This window comes from Oryzobacter telluris, assembly GCF_043099285.1.
GTDB lineage: Bacteria > Actinomycetota > Actinomycetes > Actinomycetales > Dermatophilaceae > Oryzobacter > Oryzobacter telluris.
This window is the reverse complement of the sequence record NZ_CP170723.1, coordinates 1,982,208-2,007,518: the sequence shown is the minus strand read 5'-3', so window position 1 is coordinate 2,007,518 and position 25,311 is coordinate 1,982,208. Positions and strand designations below refer to the sequence as shown.

Here is a 25,311-nt window from a genome sequence, read left to right as displayed (position 1 = left end):
CACGGCCCGCGCGCACGGGTGCGGCCTGCGGGACGGACGGAGCGCGGCGGACGGAGTGGGCTCAGCGCCACTCGTCGGCCAGGACCGCGTACGTGTACCCGTCGACCCAGCCGAGCTCGGCGTGCCACGAGTCGCGCACCCCGTGCTGCTCGCGCCGCATGCCGAGCTTCTCCATCACCCGCCAGGAACCGACGTTGTCGGCGAAGCACCCGGCCGTGACCCGGTGCAGGCCGAGCTCGCGGAAGGCGAGGTCGAGCATCGGGCGGACCGCCTCGGTGGCGAACCCCCGGCCGTGGTGCGCGGGGTCGACGAGGTAGCCGAGCAGCCCCTCGCTCCCGGGCGCCGGGTTGCCCTCGACCTGCTGGCCCATCCCGTCGCGCACCTCGACCGACACGGTGGCCACGACCTCCTCCCCCAGCACCGCGACGACGGAGTGGTCCCACGGGTCGTCGGAGCTGCCGCGCCAGGCGGCCCGGTAGGAGGTGGGGTCGACGACGGTGCGCAGCAGCCAGCGGGCGACGTCGGGGTGGTTGCGCCAGGCGAGCAGCCGGTCGAGGTCGTCGTCGGTCGGGGGTCGCAGGACGAGCCGCTCGGTGCGGCGCGGCCAGCCCAGTCCGGGAGAGGTCATGGCCCCTGCCTACCCGGTGCGGGGAACGACCTCCACCGGATTTCGGGCACACTGGCGCGCCATGAGCACCTCCCCCTCCCCGCGTCCCGACCTCACCGCCTTCGTCGCCGGCCTGCCCAAGGCCGAGCTGCACGTGCACCACGTGGGGTCGGCCTCGCCGCGGATCGTGGCCGAGCTGGTGCGGCGGCACCCCAGCCCCACCGTGCCGACCGACCCGGACGAGCTCGCCCGCTTCTTCACCTTCACCGACTTCGCCCACTTCGTCGACGTCTACCTCGCCACGGTCGACCTCCTGCGCACCCCCGAGGACGTGCGGATGCTGACCTACGAGGTCGCCCGCGAGCTCGCCGGCCAGCAGGTCAGGTACGCCGAGCTGACGATGACGCCGTACACCTCGGTGCTGCGGGGCATCGCCATCGAGGCCTACACCGAGGCCATCGAGGACGCCCGGGTGGCGGCCGAGCGCGACCACGGCGTCGTCCTGCGCTGGGTCTACGACATCCCCGGCGAGTCCGGGCTCGAGGCCGCCGACGCGACGCTGTCGTACGCCCTGGACCACCGGCCGGAGGCGCTCGTCGGCTTCGGCCTCGGTGGACCCGAGATCGGCGTGCCGCGGCCCCAGTTCGCGCCCCACTTCACCGCTGCGCGAGCCGCCGGCCTGCACTCGGTACCCCACTCGGGCGAGTCCACCGGGCCGCAGTCGGTGTGGGACGCCCTCACCCTGCTCGGCGCGGAGCGGATCGGGCACGGAACGTCATCGGTGCAGGACCCCCGCCTGCTCGAGCACCTCGCCGAGCACCGCATCCCGCTCGAGGTGTGCCCGACGAGCAACGTGGCCACCCGGGTCGTCGAGCGCATCGAGGACCACCCGATCCGCGCGATGGTGGAGGCCGGCGTCGTCGTCACGGTCAACAGCGACGACCCGCCGATGTTCGGCACGACCCTGAACCGCGAGTACGAGGTGGCCGCCGCCCTGCTCGACCTCGACGAGCAGGGCGTCGCCGACCTCGCCATCGCCGGGGTCGACGCGTCGTTCGCCCCGGAGGACGTCAAGGGCCGGCTCCGCGAGGAGATCGCCGAGCACGTGAGGGTCAGCGCAGCATCGAGGTGAGCCGGACGGCGCCGACCCCGAAGGCCTGGTCGGCCCAGTCCTGCAGGGTGCCGTCGTCGTGGACGACCTCGACGAGGACCGGTCCCTGGTCGCCCTCGCGCATGCTCGTGAGCATGCCGGGGATGACGCGCACCCCCGTCTCGATGGCGGCCCACTCCTCGGCGCTGAGGTCCGGGGGCGCCATCGGCCGCGGTGACGGCGGGGCCACGGTGTCGTGGAGGGCGAGCGGGATGCTGCTCGTGACGGTCACGGTCAGGCCGTCGAAGGTGCCCGTGACCGCGTAGGTGCCCCACTTCGTGGGGTTGCCGACCGAGCTGCCGTCCTCGAACGAGCCGGTCTTCCACGTCCAGCCGGCCAGCGGGATGCCCTCGCACTGGGGCGGGAAGGACTCCATCACCGGGCCGAGGCACAGCTCGGGACCCTTCTCCGGGACCTCGATGACGGTGCCCTGGCCGGTGACCGGCCCGTCGGCCGGAGGGACGGCCAGGCGCGGGGCCGACATCGAGGTGCTCGGAGACGCCGCCGAGCCGCCGCCTCCCCCGGCGCCGCCCGTCGCCGAGCCGCAGCCGGCGAGGACGACACCCGCGACCAGCGCGGACGCGGCGGCCAGGGTGACGCGCATCACTGTCATGGGGGTGCGACGCCTCAGGCGGGGCGCCGGTTCCGCGTCACGGCGGCCCGGTAGGCGCTCACGGTCGGCTCGCCGTCGAGCCAGAACCGCCAGGGGAACGCGTCGCCGTCGCCGCCGGCACCGCTGACCCCCACGCGGGGGCCGGTGCGCACCGTCGCCGGGTCCACCGGGGTCTCGGGACGCTCGACCCGACCGGCCGCTCGGGCCCCCACGAGCGAGAGCCCGTTGTGCGGGCGGCCGAGACCCAGGGTCGTCGCGAGGCGGGCGGGGCCGCGGGCCTGGTCGCGCGGACGGACCCCGGGGCGCCGCTCGGCAGCGAGGTCGTGGCCGGCGACGACCTCACCGGCGCGCAGCAGGACCGCCGACGCCATGCCCTCGTGGCCGGTGACGACGTTGGCGCAGAAGTGCATCCCGTAGGTGAAGTAGACGTAGAGGCGGCCGGGCTTCCCGAACATCACCTCGGTGCGCGGCGAGCGGCCGCGGAAGGCGTGCGACCCCGGGTCGGTCGCGCCCCCGTACGCCTCCACCTCGGTCAGCCGGACGGTGACACCGCCGTGGGTGACCCGGCAGCCGAGGAGGTCGCGGGCCACGACGAGGACGTCGCGGGCGAAGAAGGGGGTCGGCAGGGTGGGGCTCACGCCCCCAGTCTCCCGCCTCCCGGACCCGTCAGCGGACGGTCGGGTGGACGGTGGACCAGGCGCGGTGGTCGGCCGCCACGGCGCCCACGCGCTCGAGCTGCTCGGCCACCCGCGCCGGGGCGGTGCCACCCTTCGCCGAGCGCGACGCCAGCGACCCCTCGACCGAGAGCACCTCCCGGACGCCGGACGTGAGGTGCCCGCTGATCCCGAGGAGGTCCTCGTCGGTGAGGTCCCACAGCTCGATGCCGCGGCCCTCGCACTCGCGCACGCACGCCCCGGCGACCTCGTGCGCGACCCGGAACGGCACGCCCTCGCGCACGAGCCACTCGGCGACGTCGGTGGCCAGCGAGAACCCCTGCGGGGCGAGGGACTCCAGCCGGGCCGTGTCGAACTGCAGGGTCGCCACCATGCCGGAGAAGGCGGGGAGGAGGACCTCGAGGGTGTCGACCGCGTCGAAGACCGGCTCCTTGTCCTCCTGGAGGTCGCGGTTGTAGGCGAGTGGCAGGGACTTCAGCGTGGTGAGGAGGCCGGCGAGGTCGCCGACGAGCCGACCGGCCTTGCCGCGCGCCAGCTCCGCGACGTCGGGGTTCTTCTTCTGCGGCATGATGCTCGACCCCGTGGAGTAGGCGTCGTCGAGCGTGACGAAGGAGAACTCCTTGGTCGCCCAGAGGACGACCTCCTCGGCGAGGCGGGAGATGTCGATCGCCGTCATCGCCGCGACGAAGGCGAACTCGGCGACGAAGTCGCGGCTCGCGGTGCCGTCGATCGAGTTCTCCACGGAGGTGTCGAAACCGAGGTCGGCGGCGACGGCCTCCGGGTCGAGGCCGAGGGAGGACCCGGCGAGGGCACCGGCGCCGTACGGGGAGACGGCCGTGCGGGCGTCCCAGTCGCGCAGCCGGTCGACGTCGCGCAGCAGCGCCCAGGCGTGCGCGAGCAGGTGGTGCGACAGCAGCACCGGCTGGGCGTGCTGGAGGTGCGTGCGGCCCGGCATCGAGACGCCGAGGTGGCGGGTCGACTGCGCCACGAGGGCGTCGACGACGTCGAGGACGAGACCGGCCACGAGCCGCGCGTGCTCGCGCAGGTACATGCGGAACAGGGTGGCGATCTGGTCGTTGCGCGAGCGGCCGGCGCGCAGCCGACCCCCGACATCGGCACCGGCACGCTCGATGAGGCCGCGCTCCAGCGCCGTGTGGACGTCCTCGTCGGACTCGGCGGGGAGAAAGGCGCCCGACTCGACGTCGGCGCGCAGCCGCTCGAGGGCGTCGAGCATGGCCTCCAGGGTCGCGTCGTCGAGGAGTCCGGCGCCGTGGAGGACGCGGGCGTGGGCCCGGGAGCCCGCGACGTCGTGCAGGGCCAGGCGCCAGTCGAAGTGGGTCGACTTCGACAGGGCGGCCAGCGCGTCGGCCGGTCCGCCGGCGAAGCGCCCGCCCCACAGGGCGGCGGACGCGGCGGGCTGCTCGGGCGGGGTCACGGGGTGTCCTTCCGGGTGTACGACATGAGGCGGTCGACGACCTCGCGGCTGCGGGCGGCGCCCTGCGTGACGACCATGATCGTGTCGTCGCCGGCGATGGTGCCGAGCACCCCCTCCATCGAGGCGTGGTCGAGGGCCGAGGCGAGGAAGTTGGCGGCGCCGGGGGGCGTCCTCAGGATGACGAGGTTGGCGGAGTGGTCGGCGGAGACGAGCAGCTCGTGGCAGCGCGACTGCAGGCGGGTCACGTGCTCCTCCGGGTCGGCGGCGGGGCGCACGGTGCGGTCCCCGCCCTCCCCCGGCACGGCGTAGACGAGGTTCTTGCCGACCCGGACCCGCTCCGCGCCGACGTCGACGAGGTCGCGCGACAGGGTCGCCTGGGTGACCTCGATGCCGTCGGTCGCGAGGAGGTCGAGGAGCTCGGTCTGGGAGCGCACGGCCGTGGACGCGAGGATCTCGACGATCCGCTGCTGGCGCCCCGCCCTGCTCGTGGAGACGGTCATCGCTGCTCCCCCTCGCTGTGCTCGACGAGCCACGACAGCAGCGCCTTCTGCGCGTGGAGCCGGTTCTCGGCCTCCTGCCAGACCAGCGACCGCGGCCCGGCGATGACGTCGGCGTCGACCTCGTACCCGCGGTACGCGGGAAGGCAGTGGAGGAAGACGGCGCCGGCCCCGGCGTGGCCCATGAGGGTCGCGTCGACGCGGAACTTCTCGAACGGCCCTCCGGCGCCCTTGCGTTCGTCGGACTCGCCCTCCTGGCCCATCGACACCCACGTGTCGGTGGCCACGACGTCGGCGCCGTGGACGGCGGCCACCGGGTCGTCGGTGACGAGCACCGAGCCACCCTGCTCCGCGGCGATGGCCTCGGCACGGGCGATGACCGCGGCATCGGGGAGGTGGCTCTGCGGGGTGCCGATGCGCACGTGCATCCCGGCGAGCGCGCACCCGAGGAGGTAGCTGTGCGCCATGTTGTTCGCGCCGTCGCCGACGTACGCGAAGGTGCGACCGGCCGTCTCGCCCAGGGCTTCCCGCACGGTGAGGAGGTCGGCGAGGATCTGGCACGGGTGGTAGAGGTCGGTGAGCGCGTTCACCACGGGCACGCCCGCGAACCGCGCCATCTCCTCGAGGTGGGACTGCTCGAAGGTGCGCCACACGACGGCTGCCGACTGGGGTCCGAGGACGCGCGCGACGTCGGCGACCGACTCGCGCACGCCCACCCCGGCGAGGCGCCCGTCGACGACCATCGGGAACCCGCCGAGGCCGGAGACGGCGCCGACGAAGGAGACCTGGGTCCGCAGCGTCGGCTTGTCGAACAGGATCGACACGGTGCGCGGCCCCTCGAGGCAGCGGTCGGAGAACGGCGCGGCCTTCAGGGCCAGGGCGCGGTCGAGGACCTCGCGCTGCTCGGCCGCGGTGAGGTCGTCGTCGGCGAGGAAGTGGCGGGTCGTCATCAGGCGTCCTGGGTCTCGGAGGTGGCGGCGTCGAGCAGGCCGGGGAGGGCGTCGACGAACAGGTCGAGCTCGGCGGTGGTGACGACGAGTGGGGGCGCGAGCCGGATCGCGTCGGGGGCCACCGGATTGACGATGAAGCCCGCGTCGCGGGCGTGGGCCACGACGGCCCCCGACCAGTCACCGGCCAGCACGATCGCGCGCAACAGTCCGGCACCGCGGGTCCCGACCACGCGCTCGTCGCCGAGCGCCTCGACGCGGCGCACGAGGTGCTCCCCCGCCTCCCGGGCGTGGTCGAGCAGCCCCTCGGACGCGATGGTGTCGAGGACGGCCAGCCCGGCGGCGCAGGCGAGCGGGTTCCCGCCGAACGTCGAGCCGTGCATGCCCTGGGTGAGCATCGCGCTGACGTCGGGTCCGAAGGTGACGAGCGCACCGATCGGCACGCCGCCGCCCAGGCCCTTGGCGAGGGTGATGGCGTCGGGCACGACCCCGGCCTCCTGGAACGCGAACCACGCGCCGGTGCGCCCGACCCCGGTCTGGATCTCGTCGAGGACGAGGAGCGCCCCGGCCTCGCGGGTGATGTCGCGGGCCGCCTGCAGGTACCCGGCCGGGGCGGTGAGGACGCCACCCTCGCCCTGCACCGGCTCGAGGACGACGGCGCCGGTCTCCTCGGTGACCGCGGCGCGCAGGGCGTCGACGTCGCCCCACGGCACGTGGCTGACGCCGGGGAGCAGCGGCTCGAACGGCTCGCGGTAGGCCTTCTTGTGGGTGAGGGCCAGCGCCCCCGTGCTGCGACCGTGGAAGGCGCCCTCGGCGGCGACGATGCCCGTGCGGCCCGTGCGGCGGGCGAGCTTGACCGCGGCCTCGATGGCCTCGGTTCCGCTGTTGCAGAAGAAGACCGCGCTGCCCGCCGGTGCGTCGGCGAGCGACAGCAGCCGCTCGGCGAGCTCGACCTGCGGGACCGACGTGAAGAAGTTGGAGATGTGGACGAGCTGCCCGGCCTGCTTCGAGACGGCCGAGACGAGAGCGGGGTGGTTGTGGCCGAGCGCGTTCACCGCGATGCCGCCGACGAGGTCGAGGTAGCGGCGGCCGTCGACGTCCCACACCCAGCAGCCGTCGCCGTGCTCGAGGACGAGCGCCGGGCGGCCGAAGAGGCGCAGCAGCGAGCCCTCGTAGCGGTCGAGCCAGGGGGCGCTGGCGGGTCCGGGGTCACTCATCAGGGGTCTCCTCGTCGGGCAGGACCATGGTGCCGATGCCCTCGGAGGTGAAGACCTCGAGGAGCAGGCTGTGCGGCTGGCGGCCGTCGACGACGTGGGCCTGCGGCACCCCGGCCTCGACGGCCCGGATGCAGGCCTCGAGCTTGGGGATCATCCCGGCGTCGACGGTGGTGAGCAGGCGGCGCGCCGCGGACAGGCGCAGCTCGGAGAGCAGGGAGGAGCGGTCGGGCCACGCGGCGTAGACGCCCTCGACGTCGGTGAGGACGACGAGCTTCCGGGCGCCGAGCGCGGCGGCGAGGGCCGCGGCGGCGGTGTCGGCGTTGACGTTGAGCACCTGCCCCTCGACGTCGAGGTCGGGCGCGATCGTCGAGACGACGGGGATGCGGCCGGCGTCGAGGAGGTCGAGGACCGCCGCCGGGTCGACCTCGACGACGTCGCCGACGAGCCCGATGTCGTGCTCCTCGCCGTCGACGACGACGCCGCGGCGGCGGGCGCCGAACAGGCCCGCGTCCTCACCGGAGAGGCCGACGGCGACGGGGCCGTGCTGGTTGAGCAGGCCGACGAGCTCGCGCCCCACCTGGCCGGTGAGCACCATCCGCACGACCTCCATGACCTCGGGCGTGGTGACCCGCAGGCCGCCCTTGAACTCGCTCGCCAGGCCCAGCCGGTCGAGCATCCATTTGATCTGCGGGCCGCCGCCGTGGACGACGACGGGGCGCAGGCCGGCGAACCGGAGGAAGGCGATGTCCTGCGCGAACGCGGCCTTGAGCGTGTCGTCGACCATCGCGTTGCCGCCGTACTTGACGACGACGAGGGCACCCCGGAAGCGCTCGAGCCAGGGCAGCGCCTCGACGAGGGTCGTCGCCTTGCTCTGGGCGACCCGCAGCGCGGCGGCGTCGATGGCGCCGCGCAGGGACTGCTCGGGGGGTGTCATGGCTCGTCGGTCCTCAGGTGGAGTAGGCGGAGTTCTCGTGGACGTAGTCGTGGGTGAGGTCGTTGGTCCAGACCGTGGCCGAGGTGTCGCCGGCGTGGAGGTCGATCACGACGTGCACCTCGCGCGCGGAGAGGTCGACGAGGGTGCGGTCCTCGCCCACTCCCCCGGCCCGGCAGACCTGCACCCCGTTCATCGAGACGTCGAGGGTGCTCGGGTCGAAGGCGGCTCCCGTGGTGCCGACGGCCGCGAGGACGCGCCCCCAGTTGGGGTCGTTGCCGAAGACGGCGCACTTGAACAGGTTGTTGCGGGCCACCGAGCGGGCGGCCTCGAGGGCGTCGTCGAGGCTCGCGGCGTTCACGACCTCGACGGCGATGTCGTGGTGGGCGCCCTCGGCGTCGGCGACGAGCTGGCGGGCGAGGTCGGCGCACACGTCGGTGACGGCGGCGCGCAGGTCGTCGGCCGCGACCTCGACGCCGGAGGCTCCCGAAACCAGGAGGACGACGGTGTCGTTGGTCGACATGCAGCCGTCGGAGTCGACGCGGTCGAAGGTCACGGCGGTGGCGTCGCGCAGCACGCCGTCGAGGACCGACGGGTCGACCACGGCGTCGGTGGTGACGACGACGAGCATCGTGGCCAGGGCCGGGGCGAGCATGCCGGCGCCCTTGGCCATGCCGCCCACCGACCAGCCGTCCCCGTGGGCCGCGGCGACCTTGGGCAGCGTGTCGGTCGTCATGATCGCCTCGGCGGCCGAGGGCCCGCCGTCGGCGGTGAGCGCGGCCGCGGCGGCGTCGACGCCGGGGAGGAGGAGGTGCATCGGCAGCCGCTCACCGATGAGCCCGGTGGAGCACACGACGACGTCGCCGGCCGAGGTCCCGAGGAGACCGGCCACGTGCTCGGCCGTGGTGTGCGTGTCCTGGAACCCGGGGGCGCCCGTGCAGGCGTTCGCCCCACCGCTGTTGAGGACGACGGCAGCGACCTCGCCGTCGGCGACGACCTGGCGCGACCAGGTCACGGGCGCGGCCTCGACGCGGTTGCTCGTGAACACCGCGGCGGCGTGCCGGTCGGGGCCGTCGTTGACGACGAGGGCGACGTCGGGACGGCCGGAGGCCTTGAGGCCTGCGGTGACGCCGGACGCGCGGAAGCCGCGGGGGGTGGTGACGGACATCAGCGGCTGCCTCCGGTGAGCGAGGTGGGGGTCACGAACATCCCGGCGCGGCGCCAGGCGGCGGTCGCGGCGTCGGCGTCGTCGCGGGGCACGAGGACCCAGTCGGTGTCGAACGTCGAGAAGCCGAGGACGGAGATCTGCGCGTCGACCAGGGGCTGGAGCACCTCGGCGAAGATGCCGGCGGCGCCGAACGCGAGCGGCCCGGCGACCTCGACCACGCGGAACGGCCCCTCGGTGCGGGAGCCGGCGGGGACGGCCGCGGCGAGGCAGACGATGGACGTCTCGTCGGGCGTGCGGGTCAGGGACGCGAACGGGCCTGCGGTCCAGTCGAACCCGGGGTCCTCGCCGCCGGGGAGGCGGACGATGGCCACGTCCTCCGGGTGCTCCATGAGGTGGCGGGGCATGGCGGTCACGGGGCCACCCCCGCGACGGGGAGGCCGAGGGACTCGGGCAGGCCGAGGGCGATGTTCAGGCACTGGACCGCGGCCCCCGCGGTGCCCTTGGTGAGGTTGTCGACGGCCGCCACGACGACGACCCGGCCGACCCGCTCGTCGAGGACGACCTGGAGGTGGACGCTGTTGCTGCCCAGGACGCTGCCGGTGCTGGGCCAGCGACCCTCGGGCAGGACGTGGACGAAGGGCTCGTCGGCGTAGGCGTTCGTCCACGCCTCGCGGACCGCGGCGGCGCTCGTACCGGGCACGACCCGGGCGGTGCACGTGGCGAGGATGCCGCGCGGCATCGGGGCGAGGGTCGGGGTGAACGACACGGTGACGTCGCCGGCCCCGGCGGCGGTGAGGTTCTGCTCGATCTCGGGGGTGTGCCGGTGCACGCCGCCGACGCCGTACGGGGACATCGCGCCCATGACCTCGGCGCCGAGCAGGTGTGGCTTGAGCGACTTGCCCGCCCCGGACGTGCCCGAGGCGGCGACGACGGTGATGTCGTCGGCCTGCACGACCCCGGCGACGAGGCCGGGCGCCAGGGCCAGCGAGACGGCCGTGGGGTAGCAGCCGGGGACGGCGACGTGGCGGGCTCCCTCGAGGGCGGCTCGCTGGCGTCCCCCTGCGACGGGCAGCTCGGGAAGGCCGTAGGGCCAGGCCCCGGCGTAGGCGGTGTCGTAGAAGGCCGTCCAGGCGTCGGCGCCGCGCAGGCGGAAGTCGGCGCCGCAGTCGATGACGACCACGTCGTCCCCGAGCTGCGCCGCCAGGGCGGCCGAGTGGCCGTGCGGGAGGGCGAGGACGACGGCGTCGTGGCCGGCGAGGACCTCGGGCGTGGTGTCCTGCAGGACCCGGTCGGCCAGCGGCGTCAGGTGCGGGTGGATGCTGCCGAGCTCCTGGCCCGCGTTCGAGGACGCGGTGAGCGCGCCGACCTCCAGCTCGGGGTGCTGGAGCAGGAGGCGCACGACCTCACCCCCGGCGTACCCGCTCGCTCCGGCGACCGCGACTCTCTTCATCTGCATGATCATACAGAGTTCTGCGATTCCATGCACACCGCGCAGACCTCACCCCGACTGATTGCGCTCCACCCACCGCGACGGCCCCTCAGGAGCCCCGTTCAGGTGGCTGTTGCGCAATGAGTCGGGGTCAGGCGAGGGGGTCGTCGGCTCCGAGCTCGAGGACGAGGGTCCGCTCCGTGGCGCCCAGACCCGCCTCGGCACGAGCCGCGAGCGAGGCCGGGGTGTCGGCCCCGGCGCGCACGAACCGGCTGGACCAGTCGTCGAGGTCCCCCGACGCCAGCGCGAGGACGAGGTCGGTGACCTCCGACGGGTCGGTCCACTCGGTGCGACCCGCGTGGAACTCCATGCCCTCGGTCATGTCCGTGCGCACGATGCCCGGCATGAGGTCGAAGGCCCGAACGCCGTGCTCCCAGCCGGCGAGGTGCGTGGCGCCGGTGAGCCGGGCCAGCGCGGTCTTGGCCACGGAGTAGGCGCTCATCGACCGCGAGGGACGCTGGGCCGCACCGGTGTTGACGTTGACGACCCGCCCTCCCCCGGCGGCGACCATGTGCGGGACGACGGCGCGCGTCATCAGGTAGGGCCCGAGGACGTCGACCTCGACGCAGCGCCACCAGTCCTCGGGATCGGACTCGAGGAGGTCGACCTCGAGGTCGACGACGCCGGCGTTGTTGACGAGGAGGTCGATGCGCCCCTGCCGCTCGACGATCTCGGCGACCCACGCCTCCACCGCCGCCCGGTCGGTGACCGGCGCGACGGCGGTGGACCCGCGCTCGACGAGCCAGCCCGCGTCCTCGAGCGCGAGGGCGACGTACCGCCCGATGCCGCGGGAGGCACCGGTGACGACCGCGACGGGGTGACCGCCGCGGCCGCCCTCGACCTCGGGCTCCGGCGCCACGTCGCCCTCGTCGTCGACCGGGACGTCGGCGGGCTCGCTCACGTGCGCTGGACGGCGCCGACCGCCGAGCCGGCCGAGGCCGCGGCGGCGTCGCGCAGGGCACTCACCTCGTCGGTGGTCAGCGTGCGGTCGGGGGCGCGGAAGGTGAGCCGGTACGCGAGGGACTTGCGGCCCTCGCCCACCTGGTCGCCGCGGTAGACGTCGAACAGGGCGACCGACTCCAGGGTCTCCCCCGCACCGGCCCGCAGCGCGGACTCCACGGCCGCCGCCGGCACGGGCTCGTCGACGACGAGCGCGACGTCGCTCTGCGCCATCGGGAAGGTGACGAGGGTGCGGGCCTGCACGGTCGGCTCGGCCGCACGGGTGAGGACGTCGAGGTCGAGCTCGCCCCCCACGGTGCGGGCCGGCAGCCCGAGGGTCGCCACGACCTTGGGGTGCAGCTCACCGACGTGGCCGACGAGGGTGCCGTCGACCAGCGTGACGCGGGCGCAGCGGCCCGGGTGGAACGGCGGGGCGGTGTCGGCCGTCGTCGAGAGCTGCACCGCGAGGGCGTCGCCGAGGGCACGGACGATCTCGAGCACGTCGCTGACGTCTGCTCCCCGCCCGGCGCCCCACCAGCCGGCCCGGTCGCGGTCGCCCGCGAGCAGGAACCCGACGTGGCGCGGCTGGGCCGGCACGGCGGCGCGGATGGCGGAGAGCACCTCGTCGGACGGGCGCACGCCGACGTCCTCGGTGGGCGCTGAACGCTGCTCGCCCTCGAGGTCGACGACGAGGCCGAGCTCGAAGATCCCGACGTCGCGCGAGCCGCGGGCGACGTTGCGGCGCAGGGCGTCGACCATCGTCGCAAGGAGGCGGGTCCGCATCAGCGGCTGCTCGTCGGACAGCGGGTTGGCCAGCCGGACCGAGCGCGCGAGCTCGGCGTCGACGTCGAGGCCCAGCGCGGCGTACCGGTCGGCGCCGACGAACGGTGCACCCCAGACCTCCGACAGGCCCTGGCCGGCCAGGGTGCCGGCGACGACCCGACGCACGCGCTGGGCGTGCGTGAGGCCGGCGCCCCCGGGCGGGGTGGGCAGGACCGACGGGATGCGGTCGTAGCCGTGGATGCGGGCGACCTCCTCGACGAGGTCCTCGGCGGTGGTGAGGTCGGGCCGCCACGACGGCGGCGTCACGACGATCTCGTCGCCGTCGCGGTCGACGGCGCAGCCGATCGACACGAGGATCGAGGTGACCTCGTCGGGCTCGTACGCGATGCCGACGATGCGCCCCGGGAAGCCGAGCGCCATCGTGATCGGCGCAGCCGCCCGCGGCGACCCGACGTCGGTGACCTCGGGGTCGGCGACGCCGCCCCCGTGCTCGACGAGGAGGTCGACGGCCAGCTGGGCGGCGGCCGCGGCGAGCTGCGGGTCGACCCCGCGCTCGAAGCGGCGCGAGGCCTCGGACGGCAGCTTGTGGCGACGGGCCGAGCGCGCGACCGACACCGGCTCGAAGTGCGCGGCCTCGATGAGGACGTCGCGCGTCGACGCCCCGACCTCGGTCTCGGCGCCGCCCATGACGCCGGCGATGGCGACGGGTCGCTCGCCACCGCGGTCGGTGATGAGGAGGTCGCCGGTGTCGAGGGCGCGGGCGGCGTCGTCGAGCGTGGTGATCTTCTCCCCCGCCCGGGCGCGCCGGACGACGATCGGCGCCTCGAGGCGCTCGAGGTCGAAGGCGTGCAGCGGCTGGCCCAGCCCCAGCATCACGTAGTTGGTGACGTCGACCGGCAGCGAGATGGGCCGCATGCCCGCCTCGGTGAGGCGCGTCGCCATCCAGCGCGGGGTGGGGGCGGAGACGTCGATGCCGCGCACCACGCGGGCCACGTAGCGGTCGCACCCGTCGCGGTCGCGGATGGGGGCGTCGTCGCGCAGCTCGACGGGGAACCCGCCGTCGGTGGGCTCGGGTGCCCTGGCCGCCAGCGCGAGGGCCGGGTCGGTGAACTCGGCACCGGTGGCGTGCCCGTACTCGCGGGCGACGCCGCGCACCGAGAAGCAGTACCCGCGGTCGGGGGTGACGTTGACCTCGACGGTCTCGCGGTCGAGCCCCAGCAGCGGCAGGGCGTCGGTGCCGGGGACGAGCCGCGCCAGCGCCTCGTCGTCACCGGCGAAGCGCCGGGTCAGCACGAGGATGCCGTCGTGGTCGTCGCCGAGGCCGAGCTCGCGCTCGGAGCAGATCATCCCGGCCGAGACGTGGCCGTAGGTCTTGCGCGCCGACACCCGCAGCGGGCCCTGCGGGGTGGTGAGGACACCACCGGGGAGGATGACGACGACGAAGTCGCCGGCCTCGAAGTTGTGCGCACCGCAGACGATGCCCTGGGGCTCCCCCGTGCCGTTGGCGTCGCCGACGTCGACGGTGCACCAGTTGATCGTCTTGCCGTTCTTCTGCGGCTCGGGCTCGCGGGTGAGGACGCGGCCGACCACGAGCGGGCCGGTGACCCCACCGGTGTGCAGCCCCTCCTCCTCCAGCCCGACGGCGACGAGGGCGGCCGCGATGGCCTCGCCGGTCGCGTCCGGGGGCACCGCGACGTACTCGCGCAGCCAGTCGACGGGAACGCGCATCAGATCTCCATCCCGAACTGCGCGTCGAAGCGCACGTCACCCTCGATCATGTCCCGCATGTCGCTGACCCCCGTGCGGAACATCAGGGCGCGGTCGATCCCCATCCCGAACGCGAACCCCGTGTAGCGGTCGGGGTCGACGCCACAGGCCGTCAGCACGTTGCGGTTGACCATCCCGCAGCCGCCCCACTCGATCCAGCCGGTGCCCTTGCAGGTGCGGCAGTCGGGGTCCTCACCGCGGCAGACGAAGCAGCGCAGGTCCATCTCCGCGCTCGGCTCGGTGAACGGGAAGAACGACGGGCGCAGGCGCGTGGTGATGCCCTCGCCGAACAGCTCGGCCGCGAGGCGGTCGAGGGTGCCCTTGAGGTGGGCCATGGTGATGCCCTCGTCGACCGCCAGGCCCTCGACCTGGTGGAACGCGGGCATGTGCGTGGCGTCGAGCTCGTCGGTGCGGAAGACGCGCCCGATGGCCGCGACGTAGACGGGGACGCCGCGCTCGAGCAGGGTGCGCGCCTGCACCGGGGAGGTGTGGGTGCGCAGCACGAGGCCGTCCTCGGGCGGGTCGACGTAGAAGGTGTCCTGCATCTGCCGCGCCGGGTGGTCGGCGTCGAAGTTGAGGGCGTCGAAGTTGAACCACTCCGCCTCGATCTCCGGGCCCTCGGCGATCTCCCAGCCCATGCCGACGAAGAGGTCGGCGATGCGCTGGCTCATCAGCTCGATGGGGTGGCGCCGGCCGAGTGGGCGGCGACCGGTGGGCAGCGTGACGTCGAGCGCCTCCTCGGTGAGGATGCGCTCGTCGCGCTCGGCCTCGAGCTCGGCCTGGCGGGCGGCGAGGGCCTGGGCGACCCGGCCGCGGGCCTGGCCGACCCGCTTGCCGGCCTCGGCCTTGGCGCTCGGGGGCAGCGCGCCGATCTCGCGGTTGGCCAGCGCGAGCGGGCTCCTGTCCCCCTGGTGGGCGCTGCGCACGGCCTTGAGCGCGTCGAGGCTCGTGGCCGCGGCGGCCGCCGCGAGGGCCTCCTCGACGGCGGCGTCGATGGCCTGCGGGTCGAGGGCGGCGACCTCGACGGGGTCGTAGCTGGTGTTGGGTCCTGACATGGTGTCCACTTCGCGAGGGGTCGGGCGCGCCCGAGTCTAGGTGGGCGCGGGCGGCGGGGTCGGGGCAGGTGGGGCCCCCGGGCGCGGTGGTGGACGGCGGTGTCGCCGTGGTCGGTCCGCGGTCAGTGCACGCGGAGCTCCGGGCCCGAGGGCCCGGTAAATCGACGCGTCGCCGGTGTCACACCCCGAGCGTAGCGTCGCCGCCATGATCGATCACTTCGGTATCAACTGCGCCGACCTCGACGCCAGCGCCCGCTTCTACGACGCCGTCCTCGCCGAGCTGGGTCACCGCCGCGTCATGGACGTCGGCGTCGCCATCGGCTACGGCACCACGTCGCCGGACTTCTGGATCTCCGGCGGGGACGCGGCCACCGGCCCCAACCGCGAGGTGCACGTCGGCTTCGTCGCCGCCGACGCCGGCGCGGTGCGCCGCTGGTTCGAGACCGCGGTGGCGCACGGCGCCGAGGTCCTCCACGAGCCGCGCCTCTGGCCCGAGTACCACGAGCGGTACTTCGGCGCGTTCGTCCGCGACCCCGACGGCAACAACGTCGAGGCGGTGTGTCACACCGGCGACGCCTGAGCCCCGCGCTCGGTGCGCGACCGCCGCAGCGCTCCGGACGCCCCGACCCCGAGCAGCGCCACGACCAGGCCGACGACTGCGACGGTGACGAACCCGGCGCCGCCCCCGCCCTGGTCGATGGCGAACCCGGCCAGCGGAGCGCCCACGGCACCGCCCGCGGTCATCGCGGAGCCGTGCCACCCCATCGCCTCGCCGCGCACGGCGGGCGGCACCGCCCGGCTCGCCTGGTCGATCGTCGCGGTGATGGTCGGCGCGCAGAGCAGACCGGCCACGAGGGCGAGCGCCGAGAGGGTCAGCGTGGTGTGGGCGAGCGCCATCGGCGCGGTGACGAGGGCGAGGCCGGCGAGCAGCCAGGCCGCCGGGATGGGGCGGTGCAGGGCGCCGTAGAGCAGTCCGCCCACCAGGGAGCCGAAGCCCCACAGCGCCAGCACGACGCCGATCTGCGCCGGGGTCCCCGCCTCACGCATCACGGCGACGACCCCGAGGTCGGTGCCGAAGAGGACCACGGTCGTGGCGGCCGCCGTGAGGAGCACGGCCACGAACCGCCAGCCGAACCACGAGCGGAAGGCCACCGTTCCGGGTGCCGTGACCTCCTCGTCGACGTGGCGCATCGGCGGGTTCACCACGTACAGCGCCACGCCCCCGGCGACGCCGAGCATCTGGGTGACGAACAGGACCCACGAGCTCGGCCACTGCGACGCGGCCCAGACCGCGAGGGCGGGCACGATCATGAACGACAGCTCGATGGCGGCCGCGTCGAGGGAGATGGCGCTGCGCCGGTCGGTGTCGGGCACCGCGGCGATGACGGCCTGGCGGATCACCGAGAAGGTCGGGATGACGAAGAGCCCCGCCACCACGGCGAGCACGAGCAGCGGCAGGTACCCGACGAACGGGGCGACCGACCAGCAGCCGAGCGCGACGAGGACCGACGGGAGGACGACGCGGCGCAGGCCCAGCCGGTCGAGGAGCCGACCACGCCAGGGACCCGACACGGCGATCGCGATGGTCGCGGCGGCGCTGACGAGCCCCGCTTCGGCGTAGGTGCGACCGAGCGTGCTGACGACGTGCACGGTGAGCAGCAGCCCACTGGCGAAGATCGGCCCGCGCACGAGCGTGCCGAGCACGAGGGCGGTGCGCAGCGGCCGGTTGGTGAGGGCACGGCGGTAGGGGGCGAGGTCGACGGCGGGCACCGGTCCACTCTTCCAGCCCGCACCGACACCGGCCCACCGGGTTTCCCCGACGGGTGGGCGGCTACTCGTGGTCGGGGAAGGTGGCCCGCATCAGCGCGCCGCCGCCGGGCGCCGACTCGGCCCGCACCGTGCCGCCGTGGGCCTCGACCAGGCCGCGCACGAGGTAGAGCCCGAGGCCGGTGCCGTGCTTGGCCCCGGCCTGCCAGAAGCGCGAGAAGACGAGCTCGCGGTGCTCGGGGCGGATGCCCTCACCGTCGTCGGACACCATGAGGTCGACCGCCGGCTCCCCGTCGTGGACGGTGCGTCGCGCCTCGATCGTCACGGTGCCCCGGCCGTGGCGCAGGGCGTTCTCGACGAGGTTGGCCACGACCTGCTCGAGGCGGTCGGGGTCGGCCCACAGCACGGTGATGTCCTCGGGGACATCGATGACGAACTGCCCGCGGTCGGCCCCGGCCACGACGCGACGCTCCACCTGCGCCTCGAGGCGCGGGAGGAGGGCGAGCGGCTGGGCGTGCACGGTGAGGCGGCCGACGTTGATGCGGGCGGTGTCGAGCAGCTCGGTGATGAGCCGGGTGACGCGGTCGGCGTCGGCCTCGATCGTCTCGAGCATGAGGCGCTTCTGGTCGTCGGTGAACCGGTCCCAGTTGCGCAGCAGCGTCGACGAGAACCCCTTGACGCCGGTCAGCGGGGAGCGCAGCTCGTGGGCGACGGCGGTGAGCAGCGCGGCGCTCTCCTGCTCCGCGCGGCGGCGGGCCTCGGCATCACGCATGCCCAGCACGACGGCGCGCACCGGCTCGCCCGGCCCCTCGCGCACGTACTTGGCGGTGACGAGCACCTCGCGCCCGGTGGGCAGGACGAGGAGCCGCTCGCGGTGGCCGGTGCGGGTGTCCAGGCCGTGCCACGGGTTGGCAAGGTCCCACCACGAGGCCCCCTCGAGGTCCTGGAAGGGCAGTGCCTCGCGCAGGTCCTTGCCCAGGGCCTCGGCGGCCGGGATGCCGGTGATGCGCTCGGCCCGGGAGTTCATGAACCGGACCTCGGCGTCGGGGCCGATGGCCGCGACGAGACCGTCGGGGATGAACTCCAGGCCGTGTGCGGCCAGGTCGTCGGGGACCCTGAACCGAGGCGCCATGCGCCGCAGGTTACCCGTCGGCGGCCCAGTCCTCGCGTCGGCCCGCCGAGGCGTACAGGCAGATGGTGGCGGCCATCGCGAGGTTGAGGGACTCCGCCAGGCCGTGGATCGGCACCCGGACGACGTCGTCGCACGCGTCGCGGACCTCGTCGGGCAGTCCCCACGCCTCGTTGCCCATGACCCAGCAGTGCGGTCCGGTGAGGTCGGCATCGGGGAGCAGCGTGGTGCCGGACCCGTCGGCGGCGTAGGTGCGCACGCCCGCCCCGCGCAGCCGCGCGAGGGTCGCCGCGACGTCCAGGCCGGTGACGACGGGCAGGTGGAACAGCGAGCCGGCGGTGGAGCGCACGACCTTCGAGGAGTGGACGTCGACCGACGCCTCGCTCACGAGGACGGCGTCGGCGCCGGCCGCGTCGGCACCGCGGATGACGGTGCCCGCGTTGCCGGGGTCGCGGACGTGGCTGAGCAGCACGAGCAGCCGCGGACCGGCGGCGAGGACGTCGTCGAGGCTCGGGCTCGTGGTGTCGACGACGGCGAGCACCCCCTGCGGGGCGTCGGTCTCGGCCATGGCGGCGAGGACCTCCGGGGTCACCTCGTGCACCCAGAGAGCGGCGGCGCGCGCGGGGGCGACGATGTCGTCGGCGTACCGGTCGAGCGCCTCGGCCGTGAGGTAGACGTCGCGGACGCGGGCCGGCGCGTGGCGCACCGCCTCGCGCACACCCTGGGGTCCCTCGACGGCGAAGCGGCCGGTGCGCGTGCGCACCGACCGCTTCGACAGCGACGAGACGGACCGGACCCGGTCGGACCGGGGGTTGTCCATCACCGGGTTGCTCAGGCGGAGGCCTTGGCGGGCTCGCGAGCCGGCTGGTTCGCCTTCGAGATCTCGACGAGCGCGGTGAACGCGGCGGCGTCGTTGACCGCGAGCTCGGCGAGCATGCGACGGTCGACCTCGATCTCGGCGACCTTCAGGCCCTGGATGAACCGGTTGTAGGTCATGCCGTTCTGGCGCGCCGCGGCGTTGATCCGCTGGATCCAGAGGCGACGGAAGTCGCCCTTGCGGGCCCGGCGGTCGCGGTAGGCGTAGCCGAGGCTGTGCTGGACCTGCTCCTTGGCCTTGCGGTACAGGCGCGAACGCTGACCGCGGTAGCCGCTGGCGCGCTCGAGAACGACCCGGCGCTTCTTCTGGGCGTTGACCGCCCGCTTCACGCGTGCCACGTGAGTACTCCTTGCTGTGTTGCGTCGATCGGGGGGAGGGTCGGCTCAGCGGCCGAGGAGCTTCTTGACCTTCTTGAGGTCGCCCTTGGAGACCAGGATGTCCTTGGACAGCGCGCGGGCCTTCTGCGGGGTCTTCTCGTGGAACTTGTGGACGTGACCGGCCTGCTCGCGCATGATCTTGCCGCTCCCGGTGACCCGGAAACGCTTCTTGCTGCCGCTGTGCGTCTTGTTCTTCGGCATGGTGCCGATCTCCTTGTGGTTCGGTGGTGCTGGCGTTCGGGGGCCGCCGGCGTCAGGCCGTCGGCTCGGTCTCGGCGACCGGCTCGGTCTCGGTGACCGGCGTGGTCTCCTCGACCTCGTGCTGCTCGAGGGTCTCGTCGTGCTCGAGGACCTCGTCGTACTCGGAGGACTCGAAGCCCTCGTCCGTGCCTGCGTCGTCGTGACCGGTGGAGGAGGCCTCGTCGCGGCGGCGGCGCTGCTCGGCCATCGCCTGGGCCTTCTTCTTGGTCGGAGCGATCACCATGACCATGTTGCGGCCGTCCTGCTTGGGCGAGGACTCCACGACGCCCAGCTCGAGGATGTCCTCGGCCAGACGCTGCAGGAGCCGGTAGCCCAGCTCGGGACGGCTCTGCTCACGGCCGCGGAACATGATCGTCACCTTGACCTTGTCACCGCCCTTGAGGAACCGCTCGACGTGGCCCTTCTTCGTGCCGTAGTCGTGCGGGTCGATCTTCGGGCGGAGCTTGATCTCCTTGATGACCGTGTTGACCTGGTTCTTGCGTGCCTCACGGGCCTTCATGGCGGCTTCGTACTTGTACTTGCCGAAGTCCATGAGCTTGGCGACCGGCGGCTTGGCCATCGGGGCGACCTCGACGAGGTCGAGATCGGCCTCCGCCGCGAGGCGGAGAGCGTCCTCGACGCGGACGATGCCGACCTGCTCGCCGTTCGGCCCGACCAACCGCACCTCGGGAACCCGGATGCGGTCGTTGATGCGTGGCTCGCTGATGTGCTTCTCCTTCACCAGAAAATGGGACCCGACCCGCGGCACGAAGAAAGGCTCCTCACGCCACGTGCGTGAGGAGCCTGCTGATCCGATCCGTCCGGGAACCACCACCCGATGGCGTCGCCAGACCCTCGCGGGCTGACACGACATCGCGTCGCGGACCTCGTCGGACCCGGCGACCTGAGTGGTCGACGCGGGTGGAAGCAGGGCTTCTCTTGCACACCGTCCCGTGAAGGACGGCCGGTCAACGCACAAGGCTACCAGCGGGGCGCTCCCTGCCGAAATCGCCGTCAGACGATGCGGAAGGCCAGGCCGTCGATGCGGGCGCGCAGCTCGCCGTCGGAGGCGAGGCGCTCCCCCACGCGGGTGGCCACGGCGCGGACCTCCTCCGGTGCCAGCCCGGGGGTCAGGTGGAGCACGACGCCGAGCACGCCCTGTCCGGTGGGCTGGCCCTCCTCGACGTCGGTGATGAGGACGTGGGGCTCTTCCGCGGTGGCGTCCTCGACGCCCCTGGCGACGAAGGGGTCGGTGTGGGGCGGCAGCCACGGGCGCTGCTGGGCGAGCGCCCACACCATCGACGGGCGCAGCACGCGGGTGACGGGGCCGGCGACGTCGACGACGACGACGTCGCAGCGTTCCTGGACGGCGGCCTGGCCGGCGCGGGCCGGGGTGACCGGCACGGGCCTCGCGTCGGGGTCCCAGGCGGCGAGGGCGTCGGTGCCGGTGAAGACGGGCAGGGCGCGCTGGCCGTCGGGGGCGACGAGGGTGACCGCGGCCATGTCGACCTGCTTCTCGACCGTGAGGTCGCCGGTGTCGTCGACCTCGGTGGGCTCGGCGACGATCGGCACGACGAAGCGGGCGGCCTCGACGGCGGCCATCAGGGTGGCGTCGTCGGTGGTGGGGTCGGCGAGGAGGGCCCGCAGCGCGTCATCGGCCGCGCCCGTGTCGGCCTCGAACCCGCTGGGGCTGAGGTCACGCCCCGCCCACGGCACCGCGGCCGAGTCGGCCGGCGGCCGCGTCACGGGCGGCCCGCGACGTCGAGGGCCTGCGCGAGGGTGAAGGCGCCGCGGTACAGGGCCGAGCCGATGATGGCGCCCTCGACGCCCTCGCCGACGAGGGTGCGGATGGCGGCGACGTCCTCGAGGGTCGAGACCCCGCCGGACGCGACGACCGGACGGTCGGTGCGGGCGCAGACGTCGCGCAGCAGCGGGAGGTTGGGGCCCTGGAGCATGCCGTCCTTGGCGACGTCGGTGACGACGTAGCGCGCGCAGCCCTCGCGGTCGAGGCGCTCGAGGGTCTCCCAGAGGTCGCCACCCTCGGAGGTCCAGCCGCGGGCGGCGAGGGTCGTGCCGCGCACGTCGAGGCCCACGGCCACCCGGTCACCGTGCTCGGCGATGGCGCGGGCGGTCCACTCGGGGTCCTCCAGCGCCGCGGTGCCGAGGTTGACCCGACGGCAGCCGTTGGCCAGGGCGCGCTCGAGGGACGCGGCGTCGCGGATGCCGCCGCTCATCTCGACCTTGATGTCGAGGCGCCCGACGATGTCGGCGAGCAGCTCGGCGTTCGAGCCCCGGCCGAAGGCGGCGTCGAGGTCGACGAGGTGGAGCCACTCGGCGCCCTGCTCCTGCCACGCCAGGGCCGCCTCGAGCGGGTCGCCGAACTCGCCGCCGGTGCCGGCGACGCCCTGCACGAGCTGCACGGCGCGCCCCTCGACGACGTCGACGGCGGGCAGCAGCTCCAGGCGCGGGCTGTCGGTGGCGTTCTCGCTCACGGGGTGGGTCCTCCGGGGTCGGCGTGTGGCGGATCGCCCCAAGTCTGCCGAACGCCCGGCGGCGCACGTCATCCGGTCCGGTCCTCGGGTCAGAGGGAGGCGACCCAGTTGCGCAGGAGTGCCAGGCCGGCCTCGCCGGACTTCTCGGGGTGGAACTGGGTCGCCGAGAGGGGCCCGTTCTCGACGGCGGCGACGAACCGCTCGCCGTGCGTGGCCCAGGTGACCTTCGGCGTGACGGCCGCGAAGGGACCCTCCGGCGGCGCGAGGTCCCAGGTGTGGGCCGCGTAGGAGTGGACGAAGTAGAAGCGCTCGTCGCGGATGCCGTCGAAGAGCACCGACGTCTCCGGCACCTCGACCGTCGACCAGCCCATGTGCGGCACGACGGGCGCGAGGAGCCGCGACACCAGGCCCGGCCACTCCCCCACGCCCTCGATCGGCATGAGGCTCGGCTCGGTGGACCCCTCGAAGAGCACCTGCATCCCCACGCAGACCCCGAGCACCGGGCGGCCGCCCGCGAGCCGGGCGTCGATGAGGCGCGGGCCGTCGGCGGCGACGAGCCCGGCCATGCACGCGTGGAAGTTGCCCACCCCGGGCACGAAGAGCCCGTCGGCGGCCAGGGCGGCCTCGTGGTCGGCCGTGAGGGTCACCTCGGCGCCGACGTGCTCGAGGGCGCGCACGGCACTGCGGACGTTCCCGCTGCCGTAGTCGAGGACGACGACGCGACGAGCGGTCACCGGCGACCTCCGTCGGCGAGCCGCTCGGTGTCGGCGCGGTGCGAGGCGTCCTCGGCGACGAGCCGGTCGAAGGCGAGCACGCCGCGCACCGAGGGCTCGACGTCGGTGGCGCCGGGGGCGTCTCCGCGCAGCAGCAGCTCCTTACCGGGCAGGCCGAGCAGACCGATGACGGTGACGAGGAGGTCGATGGGCGTGCCGTGGCCCGAGCGCAGCACCTCGGCCAGCGCCTCCTCGCGCACCCGTCCGTCGGCCCCCGCAGCCGAGAGCAGCGTGGTGAGGCGCAGGCGGGCCAGGTCGGGCGTCTCGACGACCCCGCGCCGCGGCTCCCACACGACCCACTGGTGGCGTGACCGCGGCCCCGACGGGTGCACCGAGATCGCCGCGCGACCGTGGACGTCGAACAGCCCGATGGAGGGGCGCGCCCGCCACGGCGTCGGCCGCGCCGCGAGCACCTCGAGCCCGACGTCGTACGGCGCCGCGCTGCGGGCACGCTCGTCGGCGAGGGTGATGCCGGTCCATGCCCCGTAGGGGGCGACGGTGACCGACACCAGGCCGCGGCGCAGCCAGCGCGAGACCGATGCGGGCGACCGGCGCACGAGCACGAGCCCGTGCCCGGCTCCCGACCGCGGGTCCGCACCCACGGGCTAGAGCGCGCCCTTCGCGCTCGGGATGCCCTCGACGCGCGGGTCGCGGGCGACGGCGGAGCGCAGCGCCCGGGCGAGCGCCTTGAACTGGGCCTCGACGACGTGGTGCGGGTCGCGTCCGGAGAGCACGCGCACGTGCAGGGCGATCTGGGCGTGGAAGGCGAAGGACTCCAGGACGTGGCGGGTCAGCGAGCCGACGTAGTGGCCGCCGATGACGACGTACTCCTGGCCCGCCGGCTCGCCCTCGTGGACGCAGTAGGGACGGCCCGCGACGTCGACGACGGCCTGGACGAGCGCCTCGTCGAGCGGGACGGTGGCGTCGCCGAAGCGCGCGATGCCGCTCTTGTCGCCGAGCGCCTCGCGGACGGCCTGCCCGAGGACGATCGCCACGTCCTCGACGCTGTGGTGCGCGTCGACGTGCGTGTCGCCGGTGGCCGAGACGGTGAGGTCGATGAGCGAGTGCTTCGCGAGCGACAGGAGCATGTGGTCGTAGAAGGGGACGCCGGTGCTGACGTCACCGCGGCCGGTGCCGTCGAGGTCGACGGTCACCTCCACGGTGCTCTCGGACGTGCCGCGGCGCACGGTGGCGGTGCGGTGGGCGTCGGTGCTCACGGAGCGGCTCCTGTACGGGTCGGGACGGCGGCGGCGACCGCCTCGAGGAAGCGCGTCGTCTCCTCGGGGGTGCCCGCCGTGACACGAAGATAGTGGGGAATGCCCACGTCCCGGACGAGGACTCCCCGGTCGAGGAGCTCCTGCCACGTCGCGCGGGCGTCCTCGAGCGTGCCGAAGAGGACGAAGTTGGCGTCGCTGGGCACCGGGTCGAGGCCGAGCGCGGTGAGTCCGGACACCAGCCGGTCGCGCTGCTCCTTGATGGCGCCGACCGTCTCGAGCATGAGGTCGGCGTGCTCCAGCGCGGCCAGCGCGACGGCCTGGGTCTGCGTGGACAGGTGGTACGGCATCCGCACGAGGCGCAGCGCGTCGGTGACGGCGGGGTCGGCCGCGAGGTAGCCCAGGCGGCCCCCGGCCAGCGCGAACGCCTTCGACATGGTGCGCGTGACGACGAGCCGAGGCCGCCCGGCGAGCAGGGTGAGGGCGCTGGGCGTGCCGGGTCGGGCGAACTCCGCGTACGCCTCGTCGACGACGACGAGCGCGTCGGGCGCGGCGTCGTGCACGGCCACCACGACGTCGAGGCCGAGCGCGGTGCCCGTCGGGTTGTTCGGCGAGCAGAGGAAGACGACGTCGGGCCGGTGGGCGCGCACCTGCGCCACGGCGGAGGCGACGTCGAGGTCGAACGCGCCCGCGCCCTCGACACCGCGCAGGCCGTCGACCCACGTCGTGCCGGTCGTCGTCGTGATGATCGGGTGCATGGAGTAGGCCGGGGTGAAGCCGAGCGCCGTGCGCCCCGGCCCGCCGAACGCCTGGAGCAGGTGGAGCAGGACCTCGTTCGACCCGTTGCCCGCCCACACCGCCCCGGGCCCGACAGGCGTGCCGCTGCGCGACAGGTAGGCGGCCAGGGCCGTGCGCAGGGCCGTGAACTCGCGGTCGGGGTACCGGTTGAGGCCGGCGGCCACCGCGCGCACGGCGTCGGCGATGGCCTCGACGACGACCGGGGGCACCGGGTAGGAGTTCTCGTTGGTGTTGAGCGCGACGGGGACGTCGAGCTGCGGAGCGCCGTACGCGGTCCGCCCGCGCAGGTCCGGGCGCAGCATCGCCTCGACGGTCGTGCGGGGGTCCATGCGGCGAAGTCTATTTCGGGGGCCGGGGACGCCGACGGGGCCG

The 25,311-nt window shown here is 74.3% G+C and carries 28 protein-coding genes; 2 read left to right on the top strand and 26 right to left on the bottom strand.

Annotation, left to right across the window (positions count from 1 at the left end):
* Window positions 1-61 precede the first annotated feature (61 nt).
* Window positions 62-628: a GNAT family N-acetyltransferase gene (locus tag ACFLFB_RS09125; RefSeq protein ID WP_392541863.1), complete on the bottom strand. Its 567-nt coding sequence runs from the start codon at window positions 626-628 to the stop codon at window positions 62-64.
* A gap of 61 nt (window positions 629-689) precedes the next feature.
* Between ACFLFB_RS09125 and ACFLFB_RS09120 the strand changes: the two genes are divergently transcribed.
* On the top strand, window positions 690-1,739 hold the full coding sequence (locus ACFLFB_RS09120; RefSeq protein WP_392541862.1) for an adenosine deaminase: 1,050 nt from the start codon (window positions 690-692) through the stop codon (window positions 1,737-1,739).
* Here the strand turns inward: ACFLFB_RS09120 and ACFLFB_RS09115 are convergent.
* From ACFLFB_RS09115 to pheS, 13 genes are all read right to left on the bottom strand, one after another.
* Window positions 1,720-2,370 (bottom strand): hypothetical protein, encoded by a 651-nt coding sequence (locus tag ACFLFB_RS09115; RefSeq protein ID WP_392541861.1) that lies wholly within the window; start codon window positions 2,368-2,370, stop codon window positions 1,720-1,722. The two genes, ACFLFB_RS09120 and ACFLFB_RS09115, sit on opposite strands and share 20 nt — an antisense overlap.
* A 14-nt stretch (window positions 2,371-2,384) precedes the next feature.
* On the bottom strand, window positions 2,385-3,008 hold the full coding sequence (locus tag ACFLFB_RS09110; protein WP_392541860.1) for a DNA-3-methyladenine glycosylase: 624 nt from the start codon (window positions 3,006-3,008) through the stop codon (window positions 2,385-2,387).
* Window positions 3,009-3,036: 28 nt separating this feature from the next.
* Window positions 3,037-4,479, bottom strand: coding sequence for an argininosuccinate lyase (argH, locus tag ACFLFB_RS09105; RefSeq protein ID WP_392541859.1), 1,443 nt, complete (start codon window positions 4,477-4,479; stop codon window positions 3,037-3,039).
* Window positions 4,476-4,979 (bottom strand): arginine repressor, encoded by a 504-nt coding sequence (locus ACFLFB_RS09100; protein ID WP_392541858.1) that lies wholly within the window; start codon window positions 4,977-4,979, stop codon window positions 4,476-4,478. Before ACFLFB_RS09100 ends, argH begins: the two co-directional genes overlap by 4 nt.
* Entirely contained in the window at window positions 4,976-5,926 is a 951-nt protein-coding gene (gene argF, locus ACFLFB_RS09095) for an ornithine carbamoyltransferase (protein WP_392541857.1), read from the bottom strand. Before argF ends, ACFLFB_RS09100 begins: the two co-directional genes overlap by 4 nt.
* Window positions 5,926-7,140, bottom strand: coding sequence for an acetylornithine transaminase (locus ACFLFB_RS09090; RefSeq protein WP_392541856.1), 1,215 nt, complete (start codon window positions 7,138-7,140; stop codon window positions 5,926-5,928). The genes argF and ACFLFB_RS09090 overlap by 1 nt, the downstream gene beginning before the upstream one ends.
* Window positions 7,133-8,074: an acetylglutamate kinase gene (argB, locus tag ACFLFB_RS09085; protein WP_392541855.1), complete on the bottom strand. Its 942-nt coding sequence runs from the start codon at window positions 8,072-8,074 to the stop codon at window positions 7,133-7,135. Before argB ends, ACFLFB_RS09090 begins: the two co-directional genes overlap by 8 nt.
* A gap of 13 nt (window positions 8,075-8,087) precedes the next feature.
* Window positions 8,088-9,239 carry a bifunctional glutamate N-acetyltransferase/amino-acid acetyltransferase ArgJ gene (gene argJ / locus ACFLFB_RS09080; RefSeq protein ID WP_392541854.1) on the bottom strand — a complete coding sequence of 384 codons (1,152 nt, stop codon included), beginning with the start codon at window positions 9,237-9,239 and terminating at the stop codon, window positions 8,088-8,090.
* Entirely contained in the window at window positions 9,239-9,643 is a 405-nt protein-coding gene (locus ACFLFB_RS09075; RefSeq protein WP_392545401.1) for an ACT domain-containing protein, read from the bottom strand. Before ACFLFB_RS09075 ends, argJ begins: the two co-directional genes overlap by 1 nt.
* Window positions 9,644-9,648: 5 nt before the next feature.
* On the bottom strand, window positions 9,649-10,689 hold the full coding sequence (gene argC, locus ACFLFB_RS09070) for an N-acetyl-gamma-glutamyl-phosphate reductase (RefSeq protein ID WP_392541853.1): 1,041 nt from the start codon (window positions 10,687-10,689) through the stop codon (window positions 9,649-9,651).
* Between the two features lie 130 nt (window positions 10,690-10,819).
* A complete protein-coding gene (locus ACFLFB_RS09065) occupies window positions 10,820-11,629 on the bottom strand; it encodes an SDR family oxidoreductase (protein ID WP_392541852.1) in 810 nt (269 codons plus the stop codon).
* On the bottom strand, window positions 11,626-14,178 hold the full coding sequence (gene pheT / locus ACFLFB_RS09060) for a phenylalanine--tRNA ligase subunit beta (RefSeq protein WP_392541851.1): 2,553 nt from the start codon (window positions 14,176-14,178) through the stop codon (window positions 11,626-11,628). The genes ACFLFB_RS09065 and pheT overlap by 4 nt, the downstream gene beginning before the upstream one ends.
* Window positions 14,178-15,272: a phenylalanine--tRNA ligase subunit alpha gene (gene pheS / locus ACFLFB_RS09055; RefSeq protein ID WP_392541850.1), complete on the bottom strand. Its 1,095-nt coding sequence runs from the start codon at window positions 15,270-15,272 to the stop codon at window positions 14,178-14,180. Before pheS ends, pheT begins: the two co-directional genes overlap by 1 nt.
* A 205-nt stretch (window positions 15,273-15,477) precedes the next feature.
* On the opposite strand from pheS, the gene ACFLFB_RS09050 reads away from it, so the two are divergent.
* Window positions 15,478-15,852 carry a VOC family protein gene (locus ACFLFB_RS09050; RefSeq protein ID WP_392541849.1) on the top strand — a complete coding sequence of 125 codons (375 nt, stop codon included), beginning with the start codon at window positions 15,478-15,480 and terminating at the stop codon, window positions 15,850-15,852.
* Here the strand turns inward: ACFLFB_RS09050 and ACFLFB_RS09045 are convergent.
* The 12 genes from ACFLFB_RS09045 to ACFLFB_RS08990 form a co-directional block, all read right to left on the bottom strand.
* Window positions 15,834-17,042 carry an MFS transporter gene (locus ACFLFB_RS09045; protein WP_392541848.1) on the bottom strand — a complete coding sequence of 403 codons (1,209 nt, stop codon included), beginning with the start codon at window positions 17,040-17,042 and terminating at the stop codon, window positions 15,834-15,836. The genes ACFLFB_RS09050 and ACFLFB_RS09045 overlap by 19 nt on opposite strands.
* A gap of 61 nt (window positions 17,043-17,103) precedes the next feature.
* A complete protein-coding gene (locus ACFLFB_RS09040; protein WP_392541847.1) occupies window positions 17,104-18,171 on the bottom strand; it encodes an ATP-binding protein in 1,068 nt (355 codons plus the stop codon).
* A gap of 10 nt (window positions 18,172-18,181) precedes the next feature.
* Window positions 18,182-18,988 carry a TrmH family RNA methyltransferase gene (locus ACFLFB_RS09035; protein ID WP_392545379.1) on the bottom strand — a complete coding sequence of 269 codons (807 nt, stop codon included), beginning with the start codon at window positions 18,986-18,988 and terminating at the stop codon, window positions 18,182-18,184.
* Between the two features lie 11 nt (window positions 18,989-18,999).
* A complete protein-coding gene (gene rplT, locus ACFLFB_RS09030) occupies window positions 19,000-19,383 on the bottom strand; it encodes a 50S ribosomal protein L20 (RefSeq protein ID WP_392545378.1) in 384 nt (127 codons plus the stop codon).
* 45 nt (window positions 19,384-19,428) lie between these two features.
* Window positions 19,429-19,623 carry a 50S ribosomal protein L35 gene (rpmI, locus tag ACFLFB_RS09025; protein WP_392545377.1) on the bottom strand — a complete coding sequence of 65 codons (195 nt, stop codon included), beginning with the start codon at window positions 19,621-19,623 and terminating at the stop codon, window positions 19,429-19,431.
* A 52-nt stretch (window positions 19,624-19,675) separates the two neighbouring features.
* Window positions 19,676-20,404, bottom strand: coding sequence for a translation initiation factor IF-3 (gene infC, locus ACFLFB_RS09020; RefSeq protein ID WP_392545376.1), 729 nt, complete (start codon window positions 20,402-20,404; stop codon window positions 19,676-19,678).
* Between the two features lie 272 nt (window positions 20,405-20,676).
* On the bottom strand, window positions 20,677-21,408 hold the full coding sequence (locus tag ACFLFB_RS09015) for an SseB family protein (RefSeq protein WP_392545375.1): 732 nt from the start codon (window positions 21,406-21,408) through the stop codon (window positions 20,677-20,679).
* On the bottom strand, window positions 21,405-22,154 hold the full coding sequence (priA, locus tag ACFLFB_RS09010) for a bifunctional 1-(5-phosphoribosyl)-5-((5-phosphoribosylamino)methylideneamino)imidazole-4-carboxamide isomerase/phosphoribosylanthranilate isomerase PriA (protein WP_392545374.1): 750 nt from the start codon (window positions 22,152-22,154) through the stop codon (window positions 21,405-21,407). The genes ACFLFB_RS09015 and priA overlap by 4 nt, the downstream gene beginning before the upstream one ends.
* 89 nt (window positions 22,155-22,243) lie before the next feature.
* Entirely contained in the window at window positions 22,244-22,888 is a 645-nt protein-coding gene (gene hisH, locus ACFLFB_RS09005) for an imidazole glycerol phosphate synthase subunit HisH (RefSeq protein ID WP_392545373.1), read from the bottom strand.
* Window positions 22,885-23,529 (bottom strand): hypothetical protein, encoded by a 645-nt coding sequence (locus tag ACFLFB_RS09000; protein ID WP_392545372.1) that lies wholly within the window; start codon window positions 23,527-23,529, stop codon window positions 22,885-22,887. The genes hisH and ACFLFB_RS09000 overlap by 4 nt, the downstream gene beginning before the upstream one ends.
* 3 nt (window positions 23,530-23,532) lie before the next feature.
* On the bottom strand, window positions 23,533-24,144 hold the full coding sequence (gene hisB / locus ACFLFB_RS08995; RefSeq protein WP_392545371.1) for an imidazoleglycerol-phosphate dehydratase HisB: 612 nt from the start codon (window positions 24,142-24,144) through the stop codon (window positions 23,533-23,535).
* Complete coding sequence (locus ACFLFB_RS08990; RefSeq protein ID WP_392545370.1) at window positions 24,141-25,268, bottom strand: histidinol-phosphate transaminase; 1,128 nt, start codon at window positions 25,266-25,268, stop codon at window positions 24,141-24,143. The genes hisB and ACFLFB_RS08990 overlap by 4 nt, the downstream gene beginning before the upstream one ends.
* Between the last annotated feature and the right edge of the window lie 43 nt (window positions 25,269-25,311).